The sequence below is a fragment of the Allobosea sp. 05L423 genome, assembly GCF_056397745.1.
In genome coordinates this window covers 603,733-620,244 of the sequence record NZ_JBFTOA010000002.1, presented here as the reverse complement: position 1 = coordinate 620,244, position 16,512 = coordinate 603,733, and the positions used below count along the sequence as shown (strand labels likewise).

General features: G+C 67.2%; 16 protein-coding genes. 6 read left to right on the top strand and 10 right to left on the bottom strand.

All coding sequences use genetic code 11. From position 1 onward, the window contains the following. Positions 1-36 precede the first annotated feature (36 nt). The 3 genes from AC1DNE_RS06990 to AC1DNE_RS06980 all read right to left on the bottom strand — a co-directional run bounded on the left by AC1DNE_RS06990 (position 37) and on the right by AC1DNE_RS06980 (position 3,103). Positions 37-1,071 (bottom strand): aldo/keto reductase, encoded by a 1,035-nt coding sequence (locus tag AC1DNE_RS06990; protein ID WP_441470539.1) that lies wholly within the window; start codon positions 1,069-1,071, stop codon positions 37-39. 112 nt (positions 1,072-1,183) lie between these two features. Continuing rightward, positions 1,184-2,695, bottom strand: coding sequence for a helicase HerA domain-containing protein (locus AC1DNE_RS06985; RefSeq protein WP_476810153.1), 1,512 nt, complete (start codon positions 2,693-2,695; stop codon positions 1,184-1,186). A gap of 126 nt (positions 2,696-2,821) precedes the next feature. Continuing rightward, complete coding sequence (locus tag AC1DNE_RS06980) at positions 2,822-3,103, bottom strand: YARHG domain-containing protein (protein WP_476765138.1); 282 nt, start codon at positions 3,101-3,103, stop codon at positions 2,822-2,824. A 323-nt stretch (positions 3,104-3,426) separates the two neighbouring features. Between AC1DNE_RS06980 and AC1DNE_RS06975 the strand changes: the two genes are divergently transcribed. Further along, positions 3,427-3,903, top strand: a complete 477-nt coding sequence (locus tag AC1DNE_RS06975) for a hypothetical protein (RefSeq protein WP_476765139.1) — start codon at positions 3,427-3,429, stop codon at positions 3,901-3,903. On the opposite strand, the gene AC1DNE_RS06970 is transcribed toward AC1DNE_RS06975, so the two are convergent. The 3 genes from AC1DNE_RS06970 to AC1DNE_RS06960 are packed head-to-tail and all read right to left on the bottom strand — an operon-like array spanning position 3,875 to position 7,090. Next, positions 3,875-4,174 (bottom strand): hypothetical protein, encoded by a 300-nt coding sequence (locus AC1DNE_RS06970; protein ID WP_441470535.1) that lies wholly within the window; start codon positions 4,172-4,174, stop codon positions 3,875-3,877. The two genes, AC1DNE_RS06975 and AC1DNE_RS06970, sit on opposite strands and share 29 nt — an antisense overlap. 47 nt (positions 4,175-4,221) lie before the next feature. Next, the gene (locus AC1DNE_RS06965; protein ID WP_441470534.1) at positions 4,222-5,253 is read right to left on the bottom strand and encodes an AMP-binding protein; all 1,032 of its coding nucleotides are present in this window, start codon (positions 5,251-5,253) and stop codon (positions 4,222-4,224) included. 10 nt (positions 5,254-5,263) lie between these two features. Further along, complete coding sequence (locus tag AC1DNE_RS06960; protein WP_476765140.1) at positions 5,264-7,090, bottom strand: extracellular solute-binding protein; 1,827 nt, start codon at positions 7,088-7,090, stop codon at positions 5,264-5,266. A gap of 268 nt (positions 7,091-7,358) precedes the next feature. Here AC1DNE_RS06960 and AC1DNE_RS06955 point away from each other — a divergent pair, with 268 nt between their 5' ends. Next, entirely contained in the window at positions 7,359-8,141 is a 783-nt protein-coding gene (locus AC1DNE_RS06955; RefSeq protein ID WP_441470532.1) for an invasion associated locus B family protein, read from the top strand. 104 nt (positions 8,142-8,245) lie between these two features. On the opposite strand, the gene hspQ is transcribed toward AC1DNE_RS06955, so the two are convergent. Both hspQ and AC1DNE_RS06945 read right to left on the bottom strand, forming a co-directional pair. Next, a complete protein-coding gene (hspQ, locus tag AC1DNE_RS06950) occupies positions 8,246-8,575 on the bottom strand; it encodes a heat shock protein HspQ (RefSeq protein ID WP_441470531.1) in 330 nt (109 codons plus the stop codon). Between the two features lie 113 nt (positions 8,576-8,688). Next, entirely contained in the window at positions 8,689-9,738 is a 1,050-nt protein-coding gene (locus AC1DNE_RS06945) for an HpcH/HpaI aldolase/citrate lyase family protein (RefSeq protein ID WP_441470530.1), read from the bottom strand. 273 nt (positions 9,739-10,011) lie between these two features. Between AC1DNE_RS06945 and AC1DNE_RS06940 the strand changes: the two genes are divergently transcribed. Beyond that, a complete protein-coding gene (locus tag AC1DNE_RS06940) occupies positions 10,012-10,983 on the top strand; it encodes an AEC family transporter (protein ID WP_441470529.1) in 972 nt (323 codons plus the stop codon). Positions 10,984-10,992: 9 nt separating this feature from the next. Then, positions 10,993-12,135 carry a CaiB/BaiF CoA transferase family protein gene (locus tag AC1DNE_RS06935; protein ID WP_441470528.1) on the top strand — a complete coding sequence of 381 codons (1,143 nt, stop codon included), beginning with the start codon at positions 10,993-10,995 and terminating at the stop codon, positions 12,133-12,135. A 79-nt stretch (positions 12,136-12,214) separates the two neighbouring features. Here AC1DNE_RS06935 and AC1DNE_RS06930 read toward each other — a convergent pair whose 3' ends face one another. Beyond that, positions 12,215-13,387, bottom strand: a complete 1,173-nt coding sequence (locus AC1DNE_RS06930; RefSeq protein ID WP_441470527.1) for a UbiH/UbiF family hydroxylase — start codon at positions 13,385-13,387, stop codon at positions 12,215-12,217. A gap of 135 nt (positions 13,388-13,522) precedes the next feature. Here AC1DNE_RS06930 and AC1DNE_RS06925 point away from each other — a divergent pair, with 135 nt between their 5' ends. Continuing rightward, a complete protein-coding gene (locus tag AC1DNE_RS06925; protein ID WP_476765142.1) occupies positions 13,523-14,497 on the top strand; it encodes a quinone oxidoreductase family protein in 975 nt (324 codons plus the stop codon). A 225-nt stretch (positions 14,498-14,722) separates the two neighbouring features. Beyond that, positions 14,723-15,052 (top strand): hypothetical protein, encoded by a 330-nt coding sequence (locus tag AC1DNE_RS06920; protein ID WP_476765143.1) that lies wholly within the window; start codon positions 14,723-14,725, stop codon positions 15,050-15,052. 12 nt (positions 15,053-15,064) lie between these two features. On the opposite strand, the gene rimO is transcribed toward AC1DNE_RS06920, so the two are convergent. Then, positions 15,065-16,384 (bottom strand): 30S ribosomal protein S12 methylthiotransferase RimO, encoded by a 1,320-nt coding sequence (gene rimO / locus AC1DNE_RS06915; RefSeq protein WP_476765144.1) that lies wholly within the window; start codon positions 16,382-16,384, stop codon positions 15,065-15,067. Positions 16,385-16,512: the final 128 nt, after the last annotated feature.

Here is a 16,512-nt window from a genome sequence, read left to right as displayed (position 1 = left end):
GGATTGCTTCGTCGCCCTGCTCCTCGCAATAACGGCTCAGACCAGCGGCGGATTGAGACGGCCGAAACCCTCCTGCCGCCGATAGGGGAAGTACGGGTATGGCGCCGTACGGACGCTCGCGGCATCGAGCCGCGCAACCTGCTCGGCCGTCAGGTTCCAGCCGACGGCTCCGAGATTGTCGCGCAGCTGCTGCTCGTTGCGGGCGCCGATGATGACCGAGGAGACCGTCGGGCGCTGCAGCAGCCAGTTGATCGCGACCTGCGGCACACTCTTGCCGGTCTCCTGCGCGATGGCATCGAGCACGTCGACGATGGCGTAGAGCTGCTCGTCCTCGACCGGCGGGCCGAACTCGGCTGTCTCGTGCAGCCGGCTCCCGGCCGGAAGAGGCTGGCCGCGCCGGATCTTGCCAGTGAGGCGGCCCCAGCCGAGCGGGCTCCAGACCAGCGCGCCGACGCCCTGGTCGAGGCCGAGCGGCATCAGCTCCCATTCGTAGTCGCGCCCGACGAGCGAGTAGTAGACCTGATGCGCGACATAGCGGGGCCAGCCATGACGCTCGGCGGCGGCCAGAGACTTCATCAGCTGCCAGCCGGAGAAGTTGGAGACGCCGACATAGCGAAGCTTGCCCGCCCGGACGAGCGCGTCGAGCGTCGAGAGAACCTCCTCGACCGGCGTGCCGGCGTCAAAGGCATGCAACTGCAGCAGATCGATATAGTCGGTGCCGAGCCGGCGCAGCGCGTCCTCGGTCGCCTTGATCAGGCGGCTGCGCGAGGAGCCGGCATCGTTCGGGCCGTCGCCCATCGGCAGCGTCGTCTTGGTCGAGATCAGCACCTTGTCGCGGCGGCCCTTGATCGCCTCGCCGAGGACTTCCTCGGACGCCCCGTTCGAGTAGACGTCGGCTGTGTCGAAGAGGTTCAGCCCGGCTTCGAGGCAGATATCGACGAGGCGGTGCGCTTCCTTGGCGTCCGTGTTGCCCCAGGCGCTGAAGAGCGGCCCCTGTCCGCCGAAGGTGCCCGCGCCGAAACTGAGGGCGGGAACCTTCAGTCCCGAATGGCCCAAACGCCGATATTCCATGATCCAGATCTCCTGTGGAGGCGAGAACATGGTGGTGCGAAGCGGGCGTGATTAGTCGGCCGGCTGGAACAGCATTCGTGAGTTGAAGTCACCGAGCGCGCGGCGCTGGCTTCTATCCGCGGGCGCTGCGCGGCATCCCGGCCGTGCGCGGCTGAGCCTGGCCCGGCGCGGTCTCGACGCCGAGCGCAGGCAGGGCGAGCGTTCGCAGGCCGCGGAAGTCGACATGACAGACGATCAGGCCGCGCTCTTCGATATAGCCGAGCAGGCGCCGCGCCCGGCTGGGCGAGTGGCTGCCATAGACTTCGGCGAGCTCGGCATCGCTGGGGCAGGGCCTGCCCTCGATGGCGGTGCGGGCGATGTAGAGGAAGAGCCCCTGCAGGTCCTCCGGCAGCGTGCCCGAGGCCACGACTGCCGCCTGCCAGCCCTCGCTGGTCGCGACGCTGTCGCTGACGCCGGCCCGCGCCACGGCGAGCCTGCGGCGGAACTCCTCCAGGCTCAGATTCGTCCGGCCGAGCCGGCGCATCCGGCAGCGCACGGTGAAATCCTGATAGAGCACCGCGACCTGGCGCGATCGTGCTTCAGGGTCGGCCATCAGCTCGCGCAGAATCTCGACCATGATCGCTTCGCGCTCTTCCGGCTCCAGCTCGATCTCGGGCTCGGGCTCGGTCTGCGGAGCCGGGCGGTAGGTCTCGATCCGGCGCAGCACCTCGTTCGGGTCCGGGCGTGGGCGCGGCGCCGGGCGGACCGGCCGCGCCATCGGCGGCGGCTCGTCCTCGCCGGGCGTGAAGATCAGCTTGCCTGCTTCCGCCGGCGCCTGTTCGGGCAGCGGCATCAACCCCGGCGCGCTGCCGCGATCGACGGAGCTGACGGTGCCGATCCTGATCGGCAGCGGGCGCTTTGACAGGGCAGGGCCGAGCGCCACGAACTGGCCGCGTTCGAGATCGCGGAACATTTCGGCCTGGCGCCGGTCCATGCCGAGCAGGTCGGCGGCGCGCTGCATGTCGATGTCGAGGAAGGTGCGACCCATCAGGAAGTTCGAGGCTTCCGCCGCGACGTTCTTCGCGAGCTTGGCTAGGCGCTGCGTCGCGATGACGCCGGCAAGGCCGCGCTTGCGGCCGCGGCACATCAGATTGGTCATGGCGCCGAGCGAGAGTCGGCGCGCCTCGTCCGAGGCCTCGCCTGCCATCACCGGGGCGAAGAGCTGGGCTTCGTCGACGACGATCAGCATTGGGAACCAGAGCGAGCGGTCGACGTCGAAGAGCCCGCCGAGGAAGGCGGCCGTGGCGCGCAGCTGCTCGTCCGCCTCGAGGTTTTCGAGGTTCAGGACCACCGAGACGCGGTGCTGGCGCACGCGCAGCGCGACGCGCTGCAGCTCCGCCTCGCCGCACTCGGCATCGACAACGACATGGCCGAACTGGTCGGCGAGCGAGACGAAATCGCCCTCCGGGTCGATGATGGCCTGCTGGACGAGCGGGGCGCTCTGCTCCAGCAGGCGGCGCAGCAGATGCGACTTGCCCGAGCCCGAATTGCCCTGGACGAGCAGGCGCGTCGCCAGCAATTCGGCGAGATCGATGAGACCGGGCTCGCCGGTCCTTGTCGTTCCCATCTCGATCGCTGTCGTCATGCCGGTCGTGAATCGCCTTGTTTGGTCGGGCGCAGGCGCGCGACCGGGGCTTCTAGCACGGCCTCGCCCCCGCTGGACGCAGGGCAGCCCTGCCTTCCACAGGCAATCGCCGTGAACGATTTCGGGTCAGCGCGGGCAGCGCAGCGCCCGTTCCTGCCGGACGATGTCGGCGATCACGCGGCGGTCATTGGCGGAAAGCGGCACGTCCTCGATATTGTCGTACTGGCAACCCGCGTTGCCGAATGCCGCGATCGCGCGCTGCGTGCGGAAGCAGTAGCCCTGCGCCTTGTAGATCTCGTTACGGGCGGTCCAGAGGTTCGCGCAGGTCTCGGAGTTGGCAAACGCCGGGGCAGTGGCTCCGGCTGCGAGCAGGAGGCTTGCGGACAATGAAAGGCGAAGGCTGCGCATATTGGTGTTCCCCGGCATGAGCGCGTGAGCTTTGCGGACCGGCCGCGGCAAGGCAACAGTCGGCACGCGACATGACGCTGTCGCAACGGCGGGGTTCGCTGAGGCGGGCAAGGGACGGGCGGATCGATGCGGTTCGGCTATTGCGAAAGACTCGATGCGAGCTTCTGGGCCGAGCCCGTCAATGCGGTGACGAACGTCGCCTTTCTGGCGGCGGCGCTGATGGCCTTTCGGCTATGGCGCCGGCAGGAAGGGCGCGACGGCATCGCGCTCACATTGATCCTGCTGGTCTTCGCGATCGGGCGGGCTCCTTCCTGTTCCACACCATGCCGAATCGCTGGACGGTGCTGGCCGATGTCGTGCCGATCCAGCTCTTCGCCTTCGGCTATTTCGCATTCGCGCTGAGCCGGTTCCTCGGTGCATCAGGGTTGATCACGGCGATCGGGACGCTTGCGTTCTTCGGCCTCGCGCTCGTTCTCTCCTGGGCGGGGCGTGCGGTTCTGCCGGCGATGGTGGCAGGCTCCACCGGCTATGCGGCCTTCCTGCTCGGGCTTGTCGGCATCGCGCTCGCCATGCCGCGCGATCCGGCCCTGAGCGGCCAGCGCAAGCTTCTGGCCTTGGCCGGTGTGGTTTTCGCCGTTTCGCTGACGATGCGCAGTATCGACGGGCTGCTTTGCAGCGCTGTGCCGCTCGGAACGCATTGGCTCTGGCATCTGCTCAATGCGCTGGTGCTCTACGCGCTGCTGCGCGCCGCGGCGCTCTCCGGCGGCAAGTCTACTTCTTCGCCAACTCCAGACAGGTGATGAGCTGGACATAGCTCGGCGGCCCGCCGAGGCTCGCGCCTTCGGTGCAGGTCGTCCGGGCCTGGGCGGGGTATTCCGACCAGCGCGCTTCCAGCGCGGTGCGGGCCTTTTCCTCGTCGTCGCGGCAGGCGCTGGCGGGGCGGCCGATACCCGTGGCCGATTTATCGGCGCTGCCACAGGAGGCGTTGATATCGAAGCGCGGGACCTTGTCGGCGACGGCAAGTGCCGGGCTCGCGGAGAGCGAAAGCAGGACAAGACCGACGGAAAGCATGGTGAACACTCCGCAGAATGCGCGCCCCATCATCGTCATCGCGCTGTTCAGCCCGTGGGCGTCTGGCGCCTGATGACGGTGATGTCCGAAGCACTATGCACCGCGATGTCGACGATGGCGAGATCGGGGCGATCAATTGCCGGATAGGAGAGCTGACTGCCGGTCCGCTGCACGAAAACAAGGCTGGCGAGCGCCGGATGGCCCGCCAGTCGCGAATGGGCCAGTGCCGGCTCCATGTTGCCCGGCAGCACGAGATGGACGCTGCGCCCGCCTTCGATGCAGGCCTGGAGATCGCCGAGGTGGAACAGGCCGAGCGGCAGTAATTCGACGCCGGTGAGCATCGCCATGCCCGGCCCGCTGGCGAGCGCCGCGAGATCGCCTCCGACCAGGGTGCTGACGATCCGCGAGGAGGTCATCGGCTTCAGTGCCCGCGAGATCTCGAGCGCCTTGCCGAGAATCTCCCGCTCGGAAATCCGCTGCGGACCTTGAAGCGAGACGGCGTCGGCGACCTGCAGCCAAGGGCGCTCGACCGGCCCGGGCAGGGGATGCAGGCTCGCATTGGCCAGGAGGGTGTCGAGCGGCGCGACGCCATCGGGCACGTCCGGACCGAAGCCGCCGACAAAGCGGGTGCTGAAGGCGCGCATCGCGAGATTGCGCAGCATCAACAGCGGCCGCAATGGCCCGACGCGACTGACGCCGAGCGCCATGACCGCGCCTGAAGCCTCGATGAGGCGCAGCAGTTCAAGCTCGTTGCCGTGCAGCGGCAGCATCAGCGGGGAGAGGCCGGCACGCAGGCTGGCGAGCACGGAAACGACCGCCTCGGGCCCCAAAGGCGCCAGGATCGCGACGCTCGCGCCCGGCTGTCCCTTGTTGGCGGCAAGAAGCCTTGCGAGCTGGTCGATGCGCTGATCGAGCTGCAGGAAATTGATCGAGGCCGGGCTGACATCGCTCCAGCCGCGCCGCCCCGGCGGGTCGCGCAGGGCGGCCTCATAGCCGCGCCTGCGCGTCAGGGCCTTGAGCAGCGTATCGATATCGAGCCCATCGAGCAGGGCGGAAGCCTCGTCCTGTTCTGCTCGCATCGACGGCCCTTCAATTCGCAGGAGCGGGCGTGGCCGGAAGGCGCGCCAGCGTTTCACTGGAGAGGAAATAGGCCGGCTGGCGCCCTGCCATCACAACGTCCCGCGCAAGGGCGAGCCAGGTGTCGGGCAGGTAGTAGAGCGGCACGACGTAGAAGCCCGACAGCAGCAGCCGGTCGAGCGCCCGCACAGCGGCGACGAAATCCTCGCGCTCGCGGGCGCCGAGCAGGGCCCGCAGCACCGCATCGACGGCGGGCGATCTCACCCCTGCGTAGTTGAGCGACCCCTTGCGCTCGGCGTTCGCCGCGCCCCAGCGCCCGATCTGCTCGTTGCCGGGCGAGGCGGAGGCCGGCCAGGTCCACTGGATCATGTCGAAGTCGAAGGCAGAGAGCCGCCGCCAGTACTGGACGTCGTCGATCAGCCGGACAGTGGCGGTGATCCCCAGGCGGCCGAGCGACTGCGCGTAGTTCAGCGCCAGCCGTTCCTGTGGGCGGCTGGTGACGGTGATCTCGAAGGCGAAGGGTTCGCCCTTGCCGTTGCGCAAGGCTCCGTCCTGGAGCGCATAGCCGGCGCCCTTGAGCAGGTCGAGCGCCCTGCGCGCCTGCTCGCGGTCCCGGCCCGATCCATCGGTTTCCGAGGGTTTCCACGTGCCTGAAAGGATATCCTCGCGCACTGCATCTGGGAAAGCGGCGAGCAAGGCCTTCTCGCGGCCATCGGCGGGGACGCCGAGGGCGGACAGGGGTGAATCGGAAAAGAAGCTGCCGGCGCGCCGATAGACGCCGTGGAACAGGTTGCGGTTGACCCATTCGAAATCGAACAACAGGCCGAGCGCCTCGCGCGCCCGGACGTCGGAGAACACCGGGCGGCGTGTGTTGAAGACGAGCCCCGTCATGCCCTTTGGCGTGTCGAAATGCAGGGTCTGGCGAACGATGCGCCCGTCATGCACCGCGGGGATATCGTAGCCGGTCATCCAGCGCGTCGGATCGCCTTCGAGTCTTACATCGTAGAGCCCGGCCTTGAACGCCTCGAACAGGGCGTTGGAATCCCGGTAGAAATCGTAGCGGATTTCATCGGCATTGAAGAGGCCGCGGGTCAGCGGATGGTCCTCGGCCCAGAAATCCTTCCGCCTCTTGAGCGTCAGCGATTCGCCGGGCCGGACCTCCCCGACGGCATAGGCGCCGGAGCCGAGCGCGGGCTTGAAGCTCGTATCGCCAAATGTCTCGGCATTGGTCGCGTGCCTGGCGAAGATCGGCAGCGCGCCGATCACCAGCGGCAATTCGCGGTTGGAGCCGTCGCCGAGCTCGAACTCGACCCGCTTCTGCGAGGGTGCCGATGCCTTGGTGATGCGCGCGAGGCTGGAGCGGTGGAAGGGCTTGCCCTTCGTCTTCAGCATCTCGACGGTGAAGAGCACGTCCGCGGCGGTGACGGGCGTGCCGTCCGCGAAGGTTGCGCGAGGGTCGATCTCGAAGGCGAGCTTCCTGCGATCGGCGTCGAGCTCCACTTGCGAGGCCAGCAGGCCATAGGCGGTGAAAGGCTCGTCGGCCGAGCGGAAGAGCAGGCTCTGCTGCACATATTTCGGCACGGCATCGGGCGCGACGCCGAGAACGATCAGGGGGTTCAGGCTGTCGAAGGTGCCCTGGAGGCCGAAGATGATCCGGCCGCCGCGCGGAGCCTTCGGATCGGCATAGGGCAGATGGGCGAAACCAGGGGGCAGGGCAGGCTGGCCGTGCATCGCTATGGCGTGCTGCACGGGGGCCGAATCAGCCAACGCCGAGCCGCCGCGCGCCAACAGGGCGAGCGGGCTCAAGGCGAGCATAGCGTTGACCCTGCGGCGGCTCATCGCCAAGGGCGATCGACAAAAATCCATCGTAAGACCTGATTCCCTACGTAAGAATAGCATGGGCTGACGGCCGTCACTTAGCTATTCGGGCTGGAATCCGGCGCGCGAAGTCGCTAAAGCCGAGTCCGGGTGTCATTCAAACGCCTCAATCACCCTTGATGTGCACGGCTTGCTATGGCCGGCGCCGTCATGCGATTGGGCCGTCGGTGGTGACGCGCGGCTTGCGAAGTCGTGATCCCCGAATTCGCCTGATAAGGAAAGACAGAGAATGTCCGCTTCGTTTCGCCTGTCATCGTCTGCTCTAGGGCTGGTTCTCAGCGCGGCGGTCGGCTTCGCGCCCGTCGCGGCTTTCGCGCAGGCGCAGCGCCCCGCCGCCCCGGCCCGCCCTGCAGCCCCGCCGGCTCAGCAGCCGGCTGCCCCCGGGCAGCAGCCCGCCGCTGCCAGCGGCCCGGCCGTCGTCCAGGTCAAGCCCGAGCCGTCCCAGACGAGCTGGACCAAGGTCTGCGGCAAGGACCAGGCCGCCAACAAGGAAATCTGCTACACCACCCGCGATTTCGTCTCGGATCAGGGCCAGCCGGTGCTGGCGGCTGCCGTCTATGACGTGAAGGGTGACCCGAACAAGATCGTCCGCTTCCTGATGCCGCTCGGCCTGATGCTGCAGCCCGGCATCCGCTTCGGCGTCGACAACGCCCAGCCGACGGGCGGCCGCTACGCGATCTGCTTCCCGAACGGCTGCTTCGCCGAGGCGCAGGTCAAGGAGGACTTCATCAACGCGATGAAGAAGGGCACCACGCTCAACATCAGCGTCCAGAACCAGGGCGCCCGCGAGGTGACCTTCGCCGTTCCGCTCGCCGATTTCGCCAAGGGCTTCGACGGCGCGCCGATCGATCCGAAGGTGCTCGAGGATCAGCAGAAGCAGCTTCAGGACGAGCTGGCCAAGCGTCAGGAAGAGCTGCGTCAGCGCCTCGGCGCCGGCGGCGCCAATGCTGCTCCGGCGCCCGGCGCGGCGCCGGCTCCGGGTGCTGCTCCGGCGACCCCGCCCAAGCCCTGATCGGCTGAGCACGAACCAAACGGAAAGGGCCGGCTCGATGGAGCCGGCCCTTTTTCATTGATCATTGTGATGGCCTGTGCGTCCCGGCACAGGCAGCCGCGGCCTCAGTGCAGCTCCGCATGGTCGATTCGGTAGCGTCCCTTCCGGTCGCGCCGGAAGAACTCCTTGGCGCGCGGATGCCGTATGGGCGCGCCGGAATCGTCGCTGACGAGGTTCTGCTCCGAGACATAGGCGACGTATTCCGTCTCCTCGTTTTCGGCGAAGAGATGGTAGAAGGGCTGGTCCTTCGACGGGCGCATGTTCTCCGGGATCGCCTCCCACCATTCCTCGGTGTTGGAGAAGACCGGGTCGACGTCGAAGATCACGCCGCGGAAGGGGTAGATGCGGTGCTTGACCACTTGCCCGATCCGGAATTTGGCCGAACGCGCTTCCATGACTCATCCATACTGAGCCGGCCGATCCGTCGCCGGCTTACGTTCTCGCCGCCCTTGCGAGAGCAATGCGTCGTAAATGCGTCGAAATCAATCGACCTCGCCGTATTGTCCAATCACATTCCGTAGCGTTGCGCGAGGTCGGGGTCGCGTGCGGCGACCTGCCGGGCGAGGTCGACGATCACCTTGGCCTGCTTCCAGGTGGCATCGTCCTGCATTTTGCCATCGATCATCACGGCGCCGGAGCCGTCCGGCATCGCCTCCAGGATGCGCTTGGCGAAGGCGATCTCGGCCGGGTCGGGGCTGAACACGCGCTTGGCGATGTCGATCTGCGAGGGATGCAGCGTCCAGGCGCCGGCGCAGCCCAGCAGGAAGGCGTTGCGGAACTGCGCCTCGCAAGCTGCGCCATCGGCGAAATCGCCGAAGGGGCCGTAGAAGGGTTTGATCCCCGCAGCAGCGCAGGCGTCGACCATCTTGGCGAGCGTATAGTGCCAGAGATCCTGCTGCGCGACGGCGCGTGGCCCGCCATCGGGGGAGGGGTCGGCAATCACCTTGTACTCCGGATGCCCGCCGCCGACGCGCGTGGTCTTCATGGCACGCGAGGCGGCGAGGTCGGCCGGGCCGAGGCTCATGCCGTGCATGCGCGGCGAGGCGGTCGCGATCGCGTCGACATTCTTCACGCCCTCGGCGGTTTCCAGGATCGCGTGGATCAGGATCGGCTTCGGCAGGGCGTGGCGCGCCTCGAACTGGGCGAGGAGCTGATCGACATAGTGGATGTCCCAGGGACCCTCGACCTTCGGCACCATCACGACGTCGAGCTTGCCGCCGATCTCGGCCATGATCGCGGTGATGTCATCGAGGAACCAGGGCGAGTTCAGCGCATTGACGCGGGTCCACAGGCCAGTCTTGCCGAAATCCACGGCCTTGCCCATGGCGATGAAGCCGTCGCGGGCGGCCTGCTTGGCCTCGACCGGGATAGCGTCTTCCAGATTGCCGAGCACGATGTCGACCTGGGGGGCGAGCTCGCCGACCTTGGCGCGGACCTTCTCCAGATGGGGCGGCACGAAATGGATCATGCGCTCGAGCCTGAGCGGAAGCTCCCGATAAGGCTCCGGTGCGCCGATCGCGAGCGGGCGAAAGAACTGGCGCGGTGTTTTTGTTGTCATCGGGCGCTCCATGCTGCGACGCAGCGAATGTGGCGGAGGCGACTTCGCGCGTCCATGGTTCTTTCGATTGGGTTTTAGGTATTAAATACTAGGAATCTTTGCCTCTAAGAACGAGAGAGCTTTAAGTCCTAGGCATGAAGTCTCTCCTCTGCGCTTGGCGAAGAGGTCCACGCTTGGAATGGCCTTGCTGGCGCTGCCCCATGCGCTAGATGCAGGTGTCCGCGGGCGGCTCGACCTCGGCGGGCGTTCTAGCCCCGAACCGACTGCTTGTGGATGGCCGACCTTCTCAACATCTTCAATCTGGTCGCGCCCTTCTTCGGGCTGATCCTGCTCGGCTTCGCCATCGGCCGCTACAAGCAGCTGCCGGAGGCGGGGCTCGTCTGGCTGCAGTTCTTCCTGATCTATGTCGCGCTGCCGCCGCTGTTCTATCGGCTGATCGCCGACAAGCCGCTGAGCGAGCTCGCCAATTGGAAATTCATCGCCGGCACGACCACGGCGACATTCTGCGCCTTCTGCCTGTCATTCGCGCTCGGGCTGAAGCACAACAAGGGCGACATGCCGCAGGCGGTGATGCAGGGCGTTGCCGGGGCCTATTCCAACATCGGCTATATGGGCCCGCCGCTGATCCTTGCGGCGCTCGGCCCCAGCGCCAGCGCCCCGGTCGTGCTGATCTTCGTCTTCGACAATATCCTGCTGTTCTCGCTGGTGCCTTTCCTGATGGCACTGGCGGGCGTCGAGAAGAAGAGCGTGCTCGCCACCACGCGCGAGGTGATCTGGCGGGTGCTGACGCATCCGTTCAACATCGCGACCTTGGCCGGCGTCGCGGCCAGCTATTTCAAGGTCGAGCTACCTGTCGCGGTCGACCGGATGGTGCTTTGGCTCTCGCAGGCGGCCGCGCCCTGCGCGCTCTTCCTGCTGGGCGTCACGGTGGCGCTGAGGCCGATGAAGACCATGCCGGGCGAGGTTCCCGGGCTGGTCGTGATCAAGCTCCTGCTGCATCCGCTGCTGGTCTGGGTGCTGCTGTCGGCGCTCGGTGGCATCCCGGCGCACTGGATCTATGCCGCGATCATCATGGCGGCGCTGCCGCCCGCCCTGAACATCTTCGTGATCGCGACGCAGTATCGCGTCGGCATCGAGCGCGCCTCGGCCTGCATCCTCGTCGGCACCGTCGTGTCGATGATCACGCTGCCGGGCTTCCTGTGGCTGGTGAAGACGGGCAGGATAACGGCTGATCTCTTCCATTGAGGGTGCCGGATGCTGCCGCTGGACGATCTGCTGGTCCTCGATTTCTCGACGCTTCTGCCCGGCCCGCTGGCGAGCCTCTTCCTTTCCGAAGCTGGGGCGCGCGTGATCAAGATCGAGCGGCCGGGCGGCGAGGATATGCGCGGATTCCCCCCGCGCTTCGGTGAGACGGCGGCGCCCTTCGCGGTGCTCAATCGCGGCAAGGAGAGCGTCGAGATCGACCTGAAGGCGCCGGACGCGTTGGCGCGGCTTACCCCGCTGATCGCAAAGGCCGATATCCTGATCGAGCAGTTCCGGCCGGGCGTGATGGAGCGACTCGGCTTCGGCTATGAAGCGCTGAAATTCCATAATCCGCAGCTGATCTACTGCTCGATCAGCGGCTTCGGCCAGGACGGCCCGCGCGCGCAGGAGGCCGGCCATGACATCAACTACCAGGCGCTCGGCGGCCTGCTCGGCCAGTCGCTGAAGCGCGGCGAGGCGCCGCCCTTGCCGCCGCCGCTCGTCGCCGACATTGCCGGCGGCACCATGCCGGCCGTGCTCAACATCCTGCTGGCGCTGCGCCAGCGCGAGCGCACCGGCGAGGGCTGCCATCTCGATATCGCCATGGCCGATGCCATGCCGACCTTCGCCTGGTACGGGCTGGCGCAGGGCCAGGTGACCGGCTCCTTCCCGGATGGCGGCGAGGGGCTCCTGACCGGGGCGAGCCCGCGCTATGGGCTCTACGCCACGGCCGATGGCTGGTTTCTCGCGGTCGGGGCGCTCGAGCCCAAGTTCTGGCAGAGCTTCTGCGACGGGATCGGTCTCGACGAGCGGTTGCGCGACGACCGTCGCGATCCGGAAGCGACCCGCGCCGCGATTGCAGAGATCATCGCGAGGGAAAGCGCCGACTACTGGCGCACCGTGGTCGAGCCGTTGGATTGCTGCTGCACCGTGGTGCGCACGCTGGAAGAGGCGGTGTCCGATCCGCAGATGACGGTCCGCGGCCTGCTCGATGCGCAGGTCGAGGAACCGGGCGGGCGGCGCCTTGTTTCGACGCCGCTGCCGCTGGCACCAATGTTTCGGGAGCGGGCCGAGGGGTTGCGGAAGGTCGCGGCCAGCGGCGCTGACACGAGTAGGGTGTTGCAGGCCGTCATTCTCGGGCGAAGCGAAGCGTAGACCTGAGAATCTCTGGCCGAAAAAAGCAGGAGCCTCCTCCGGCAGGAGATGCTCGGGTCAAGCCCGAGCATGACGGCCGTCAATGGGCCGCGCCGCCCGCCAGCCCCTGCCGCATCACGAAGCGCCGCAGGGGGCCGATCCGCGAGAGCGCCAGCAATCCCGCGCCGCGCATCAGGTCGGCAGGCAGCAGATCCGTCAGCAGCGTGCGGTTGAGCGCATCGACCGCGCCGGTCCGCAGCCGGACATCGGTCCGCCGTGCGGCGTCGTAAGCTGCGATCACGGCCTCGCCGCCGGGGTCCGAGGCGCCTTCGAGCGCATCGCGCAGCGCCGCGACGTCGCGCAGGCCGAGATTGAGCCCCTGCGCGCCGATCGGCGGGAAGACATGTGCGGCCTCGCCGATCAGCGCCATGCGGCCGGCGCCGAAGCGATCGACCGAAAGCCCTCCCATCGGAACCTTGCCGCGCGGCCCTTTCACGGTCATGGCGCCGAGCAGCGACTGCACCTGCTTTTCGACCCGCAGCGCGAAGGCCGCGTCGTCGAGCGCGGCGATGCTCTCCGCCTCCGCGGGCTCGAGCAGCCAGACCAGCGAGGAGCGGCGCCCGGGCAGGGGGACGAGCGTGCAGGGCCCCTGGCGCGTATGGAATTCGGTCGAGGCCTCGCGATGGTCGCGGCGGTGCTCGAAGATCGCGGTCAGCGCCACCTGTGGATAGCGCCAGTCCCGGCTCGTGATGCCGGCCGCGGTACGCACCTGCGAATTGCGGCCGTCGGCGCCGATGACGAGCCGGGCCTGCACGGCAAAATCATCTCCGGAGAGGCGGATTCCGCCGGCCTCCGGCTCGATGGCGCGCACAAGGCCGGGGATCATCCGCAGGCCGTGGAGCTTGCCGGCCTTTTCGGCCAGCATCGTGGTCAGGTCGGCATTCTCGATATTCCAGCCGAAGGCTTCGAGCCCGATCTCGGAGGCGCGGAACTCGACCGGCGGCTGGCGGAACAGGCTGCCGGTGTCGTCGACGAGGCGCATCACCGTGAGCGGAGCGGCCTTGGCCAGCAGGGCATCCTGGACGCCGAGCTCGCCCAGCAGGCGCCAGGAGCCGTCGAGCAGAGCGACGGTGCGTCCGTCGCGGGGCGTCGCGACGGGGCCGAGCAGGGCGACGCTGCGCCCCTCGCGGCTCAACGCCAGCGCGGCTGCGAGGCCGACGGCGCCCGCGCCCACGATGGCGATGTCGACCGGATCGGCGGTGTGCGTGCTCATAGCTCTTCGCTATCCGATGAGCCGCGACTTGGCCACGGTCCGCAAAGTCGCAAGGTGCGTTCTGCGTTCGGCAAGGATGCTGCTTTCCTGTGCGATGAACTATGGTCGGCCATCCATCCGAGGGAGATGAATTTCATGGTCAAAGCCATTCGCGCCCACAAGACCGGCGGTCCGGAAGTCCTTCAGTTCGAAGAGATCACCCTGCCGCAGCCGGGGCCCGGCGAAATCCTGATCCGGAACCGGGCGATCGGCCTCAACTTCATCGACACCTATTTCCGCTCGGGCCTCTATCCGGCACCGCAACTGCCGTTCGTGCTCGGCAATGAGAGCGCGGGCGAGGTACTCGCTGTCGGCCCGAACGTTGCGGAATTCAAGGCCGGCGATCGCGTCGCGGTCGTCTCGGCGCTCGGCGCCTATGCCGAGGAGCGCATCGTGCCGGCGGCTTCCGTCGTCGCGCTGCCCGAGGGAATCGCCTACGAGGCCGCCGCCAGCATGATGCTGAAGGGCCTCACCGCCGAGTATCTGCTGCACCGGACCTACAAGGTGAAGCCGGGCGACACGATCCTTGTCCATGCCGCTGCCGGCGCGACCGGCCTCATCCTCTGCCAATGGGGCAAGGCGCTCGGCGCCACCGTCATCGGCACCGTCGGCTCGAAGGAGAAGGCTGAACTGGCGAAGGCGCATGGCGCCGACCACGTCATCAACTACCGCGAGGAGGATTTTGCGGCGCGGGTGAAGGAGATCACCGGCGGCAAGCTCTGCGACGTGGTCTATGACGGCGTCGGCAAGGACACCTTCATGAAGTCGCTGGATACGCTGAAGCCCTTCGGCCTGCTGGCGAGCTTTGGCAATGCCTCGGGCCCGGTGGAAGCCTTCAATCTCGGCATCCTCGCCGCCAAGGGCTCGCTCTACGTCACCCGCCCGACGCTCAACACCCACACGGCCAAGCGCGAGACCATGATCGCGATGGCGAAGAACCTGTTCGACGCCGTCACGAGCGGCAAGGTCAAGGTACCGGTCAACGCGACCTTCCCGCTGAAGGACGCGGCCGAAGCCCATCGCCTGCTGGAATCGCGCGGCACGACGGGTTCGACCGTTCTGATTCCCTGATCGGGCTCGACCAAGGCCGTCATGCTCGGGCTTGCCCCAAGCATGACGGAAACCAGAGACTTTTCGGCATGAGATTCCCGGGGCAAGCCCGGGAATGACGCCAAGTGGGAGCAATGCGCCCGGCCATCCGGGCGCATTTTTTATGCGAAGCATGAACCGGGACACAGGGGGCCGCGACGAATCGGTGCCAGCGCATGCTGGCGACCATTCAGGACCCCGACGCTCATGTCGTCCAAGTTTCAGGCCGCCGCGTTCCTCTTCGCTGTCGTCGCCCTTTCGGGCGTCGCGCTGGCTCAGCAGGCCAAAGGGATCGGTGAAGCAGCCGCCACCCACACCAATGCGATCCTGCAGGGCGTCGAGAAGGGACGCGTGCGCGTCCCCGGCCCGGTCCGACTGCGCCATGCCGAGACCGGCTGCACGGCCGGGGTCTGCAGCGAGCCTCCCCGGCAGGTGGCGCAGGTCGAGACCGCGGCGTCCACCGACGCCTGCAGCAGTCTCGGCACGGCGCGCGACCGCAACGGCCGCACCATCCGCCGCCTCTGCACCTTCAATTGAGAACGTGACTGTTCAGACGGCGACGCCATGAAGATCGTAGGCGTCGGCGCGCTCGATCTTCACGGTTACGATATCGCCCGGCCGCAGGGGACGCCGGCTCGCGACAAAGACATTGCCGTCGATCTCGGGCGCGTCCCATTTGGAGCGGCCCTTGGCGACGGTCGGCCCGGCCTCGTCGATGATAACCGGGATGCGCTTGCCGACGCGGCCCTTGACGATGCGGGCGGAGATCTCGGCCTGGGCCTTCATGAAGCGGTGCCAGCGAGCCTCTTTCTCCTCTTCGGGGACGAGGTTGAGGCCGAGGTCGTTGGCGGGCGCGCCCTTCACCGGCTCGTATTTGAAGCAGCCGACGCGCTCCAGCTTCGCTTCCTTCAGCCAGTCGAGCAGGAACTGCACGTCCTCCTCGGTCTCGCCGGGGAAGCCGACGATGAAGGTCGAGCGTATCGCGAGGTCCGGGCAGATGTCGCGCCACTTCCGGATGCGGTCGAGCGTGCGGTCCTGATGGGCCGGGCGCTTCATCGCCTTCAGGACATTCGGCGAGGCGTGCTGGAAGGGGATGTCGAGATAGGGCAGCACGAGCCCCTCCTGCATCAGCGGGATCACCTCATCGACATGCGGGTAGGGATAGACATAGTGCAGGCGCACCCACATCCCCATCTGGCCGAGTTCGCGGGCGAGCTCGAAGAAGCGGGTGCGGATCTCGCGATCCTTGAACATCGAGGGCGCGTATTTGATGTCGAGCCCGTAGGCGCTGGTGTCCTGCGAGATCACCAGCAATTCCTTGACGCCGGCCTTGGCCAGCTTCTCGGCCTCGCGCAGCACGTCGCCGATCGGTCGGGAGACGAGGTCGCCGCGCAGCTTCGGGATGATGCAGAAGGTGCAGCGATTGTTGCAACCCTCTGAAATCTTGAGATAGGCGTAGTGCCGCGGCGTCAGCTTCACGCCCTGGTCGGGCACGAGGTCGACGAAGGGGTCGTGCTTCGGTGGCACCGCCTGATGCACGGCCGAGACGACGCTTTCATAGGCCTGCGGGCCGGTGATCGCGAGCACGTTGGGGAAAGCGTCGCGGATCTGTTCCGGCTCGGCGCCCATGCAGCCGGTGACGATGACCTTGCCGTTCTCGGCCATCGCCGAGCCGATCGCCTCGAGCGACTCGGCCTTGGCGGAATCGAGGAAGCCGCAGGTGTTGACGATGACAAGGTCGGCGCCCGCATGGCTCTTGGAGAGCTCATAGCCCTCGGAGCGCAGCGAGGTGATGATCCGCTCGGAATCGACGAGTGCCTTGGGGCAGCCCAGCGAAACGAAGGAGATTTTCGGCGCGACGGCGTTCATCGGCTGGTGGCTCGGTCAAAAATGTCAGGAAGCGCCGCGCGTCACAGCACGCGATCGTCGCTTCCTTTGAACCTTTTCAACCTGTTTTGCAATTCAAACGTCATTGCGAGCGCAGCGACGCAATCCAG

What these genes read in the sequence shown, in the direction of transcription:
- AC1DNE_RS06990 (WP_441470539.1), bottom strand. Translation starts at nt 1,071, where the DNA reads ATGGAATATCGGCGTTTGGGCCATTCGGGACTGAAGGTTCCCGCCCTC.
- AC1DNE_RS06985 (WP_476810153.1), bottom strand. Translation starts at nt 2,695, where the DNA reads ATGACGACAGCGATCGAGATGGGAACGACAAGGACCGGCGAGCCCGGT.
- AC1DNE_RS06980 (WP_476765138.1), bottom strand. Translation starts at nt 3,103, where the DNA reads ATGCGCAGCCTTCGCCTTTCATTGTCCGCAAGCCTCCTGCTCGCAGCC.
- AC1DNE_RS06975 (WP_476765139.1), top strand. Translation starts at nt 3,427, where the DNA reads ATGCCGAATCGCTGGACGGTGCTGGCCGATGTCGTGCCGATCCAGCTC.
- AC1DNE_RS06970 (WP_441470535.1), bottom strand. Translation starts at nt 4,174, where the DNA reads ATGCTTTCCGTCGGTCTTGTCCTGCTTTCGCTCTCCGCGAGCCCGGCA.
- AC1DNE_RS06965 (WP_441470534.1), bottom strand. Translation starts at nt 5,253, where the DNA reads ATGCGAGCAGAACAGGACGAGGCTTCCGCCCTGCTCGATGGGCTCGAT.
- AC1DNE_RS06960 (WP_476765140.1), bottom strand. Translation starts at nt 7,090, where the DNA reads ATGAGCCGCCGCAGGGTCAACGCTATGCTCGCCTTGAGCCCGCTCGCC.
- AC1DNE_RS06955 (WP_441470532.1), top strand. Translation starts at nt 7,359, where the DNA reads ATGTCCGCTTCGTTTCGCCTGTCATCGTCTGCTCTAGGGCTGGTTCTC.
- hspQ (WP_441470531.1), bottom strand. Translation starts at nt 8,575, where the DNA reads ATGGAAGCGCGTTCGGCCAAATTCCGGATCGGGCAAGTGGTCAAGCAC.
- AC1DNE_RS06945 (WP_441470530.1), bottom strand. Translation starts at nt 9,738, where the DNA reads ATGACAACAAAAACACCGCGCCAGTTCTTTCGCCCGCTCGCGATCGGC.
- AC1DNE_RS06940 (WP_441470529.1), top strand. Translation starts at nt 10,012, where the DNA reads ATGGCCGACCTTCTCAACATCTTCAATCTGGTCGCGCCCTTCTTCGGG.
- AC1DNE_RS06935 (WP_441470528.1), top strand. Translation starts at nt 10,993, where the DNA reads ATGCTGCCGCTGGACGATCTGCTGGTCCTCGATTTCTCGACGCTTCTG.
- AC1DNE_RS06930 (WP_441470527.1), bottom strand. Translation starts at nt 13,387, where the DNA reads ATGAGCACGCACACCGCCGATCCGGTCGACATCGCCATCGTGGGCGCG.
- AC1DNE_RS06925 (WP_476765142.1), top strand. Translation starts at nt 13,523, where the DNA reads ATGGTCAAAGCCATTCGCGCCCACAAGACCGGCGGTCCGGAAGTCCTT.
- AC1DNE_RS06920 (WP_476765143.1), top strand. Translation starts at nt 14,723, where the DNA reads ATGTCGTCCAAGTTTCAGGCCGCCGCGTTCCTCTTCGCTGTCGTCGCC.
- rimO (WP_476765144.1), bottom strand. Translation starts at nt 16,384, where the DNA reads ATGAACGCCGTCGCGCCGAAAATCTCCTTCGTTTCGCTGGGCTGCCCC.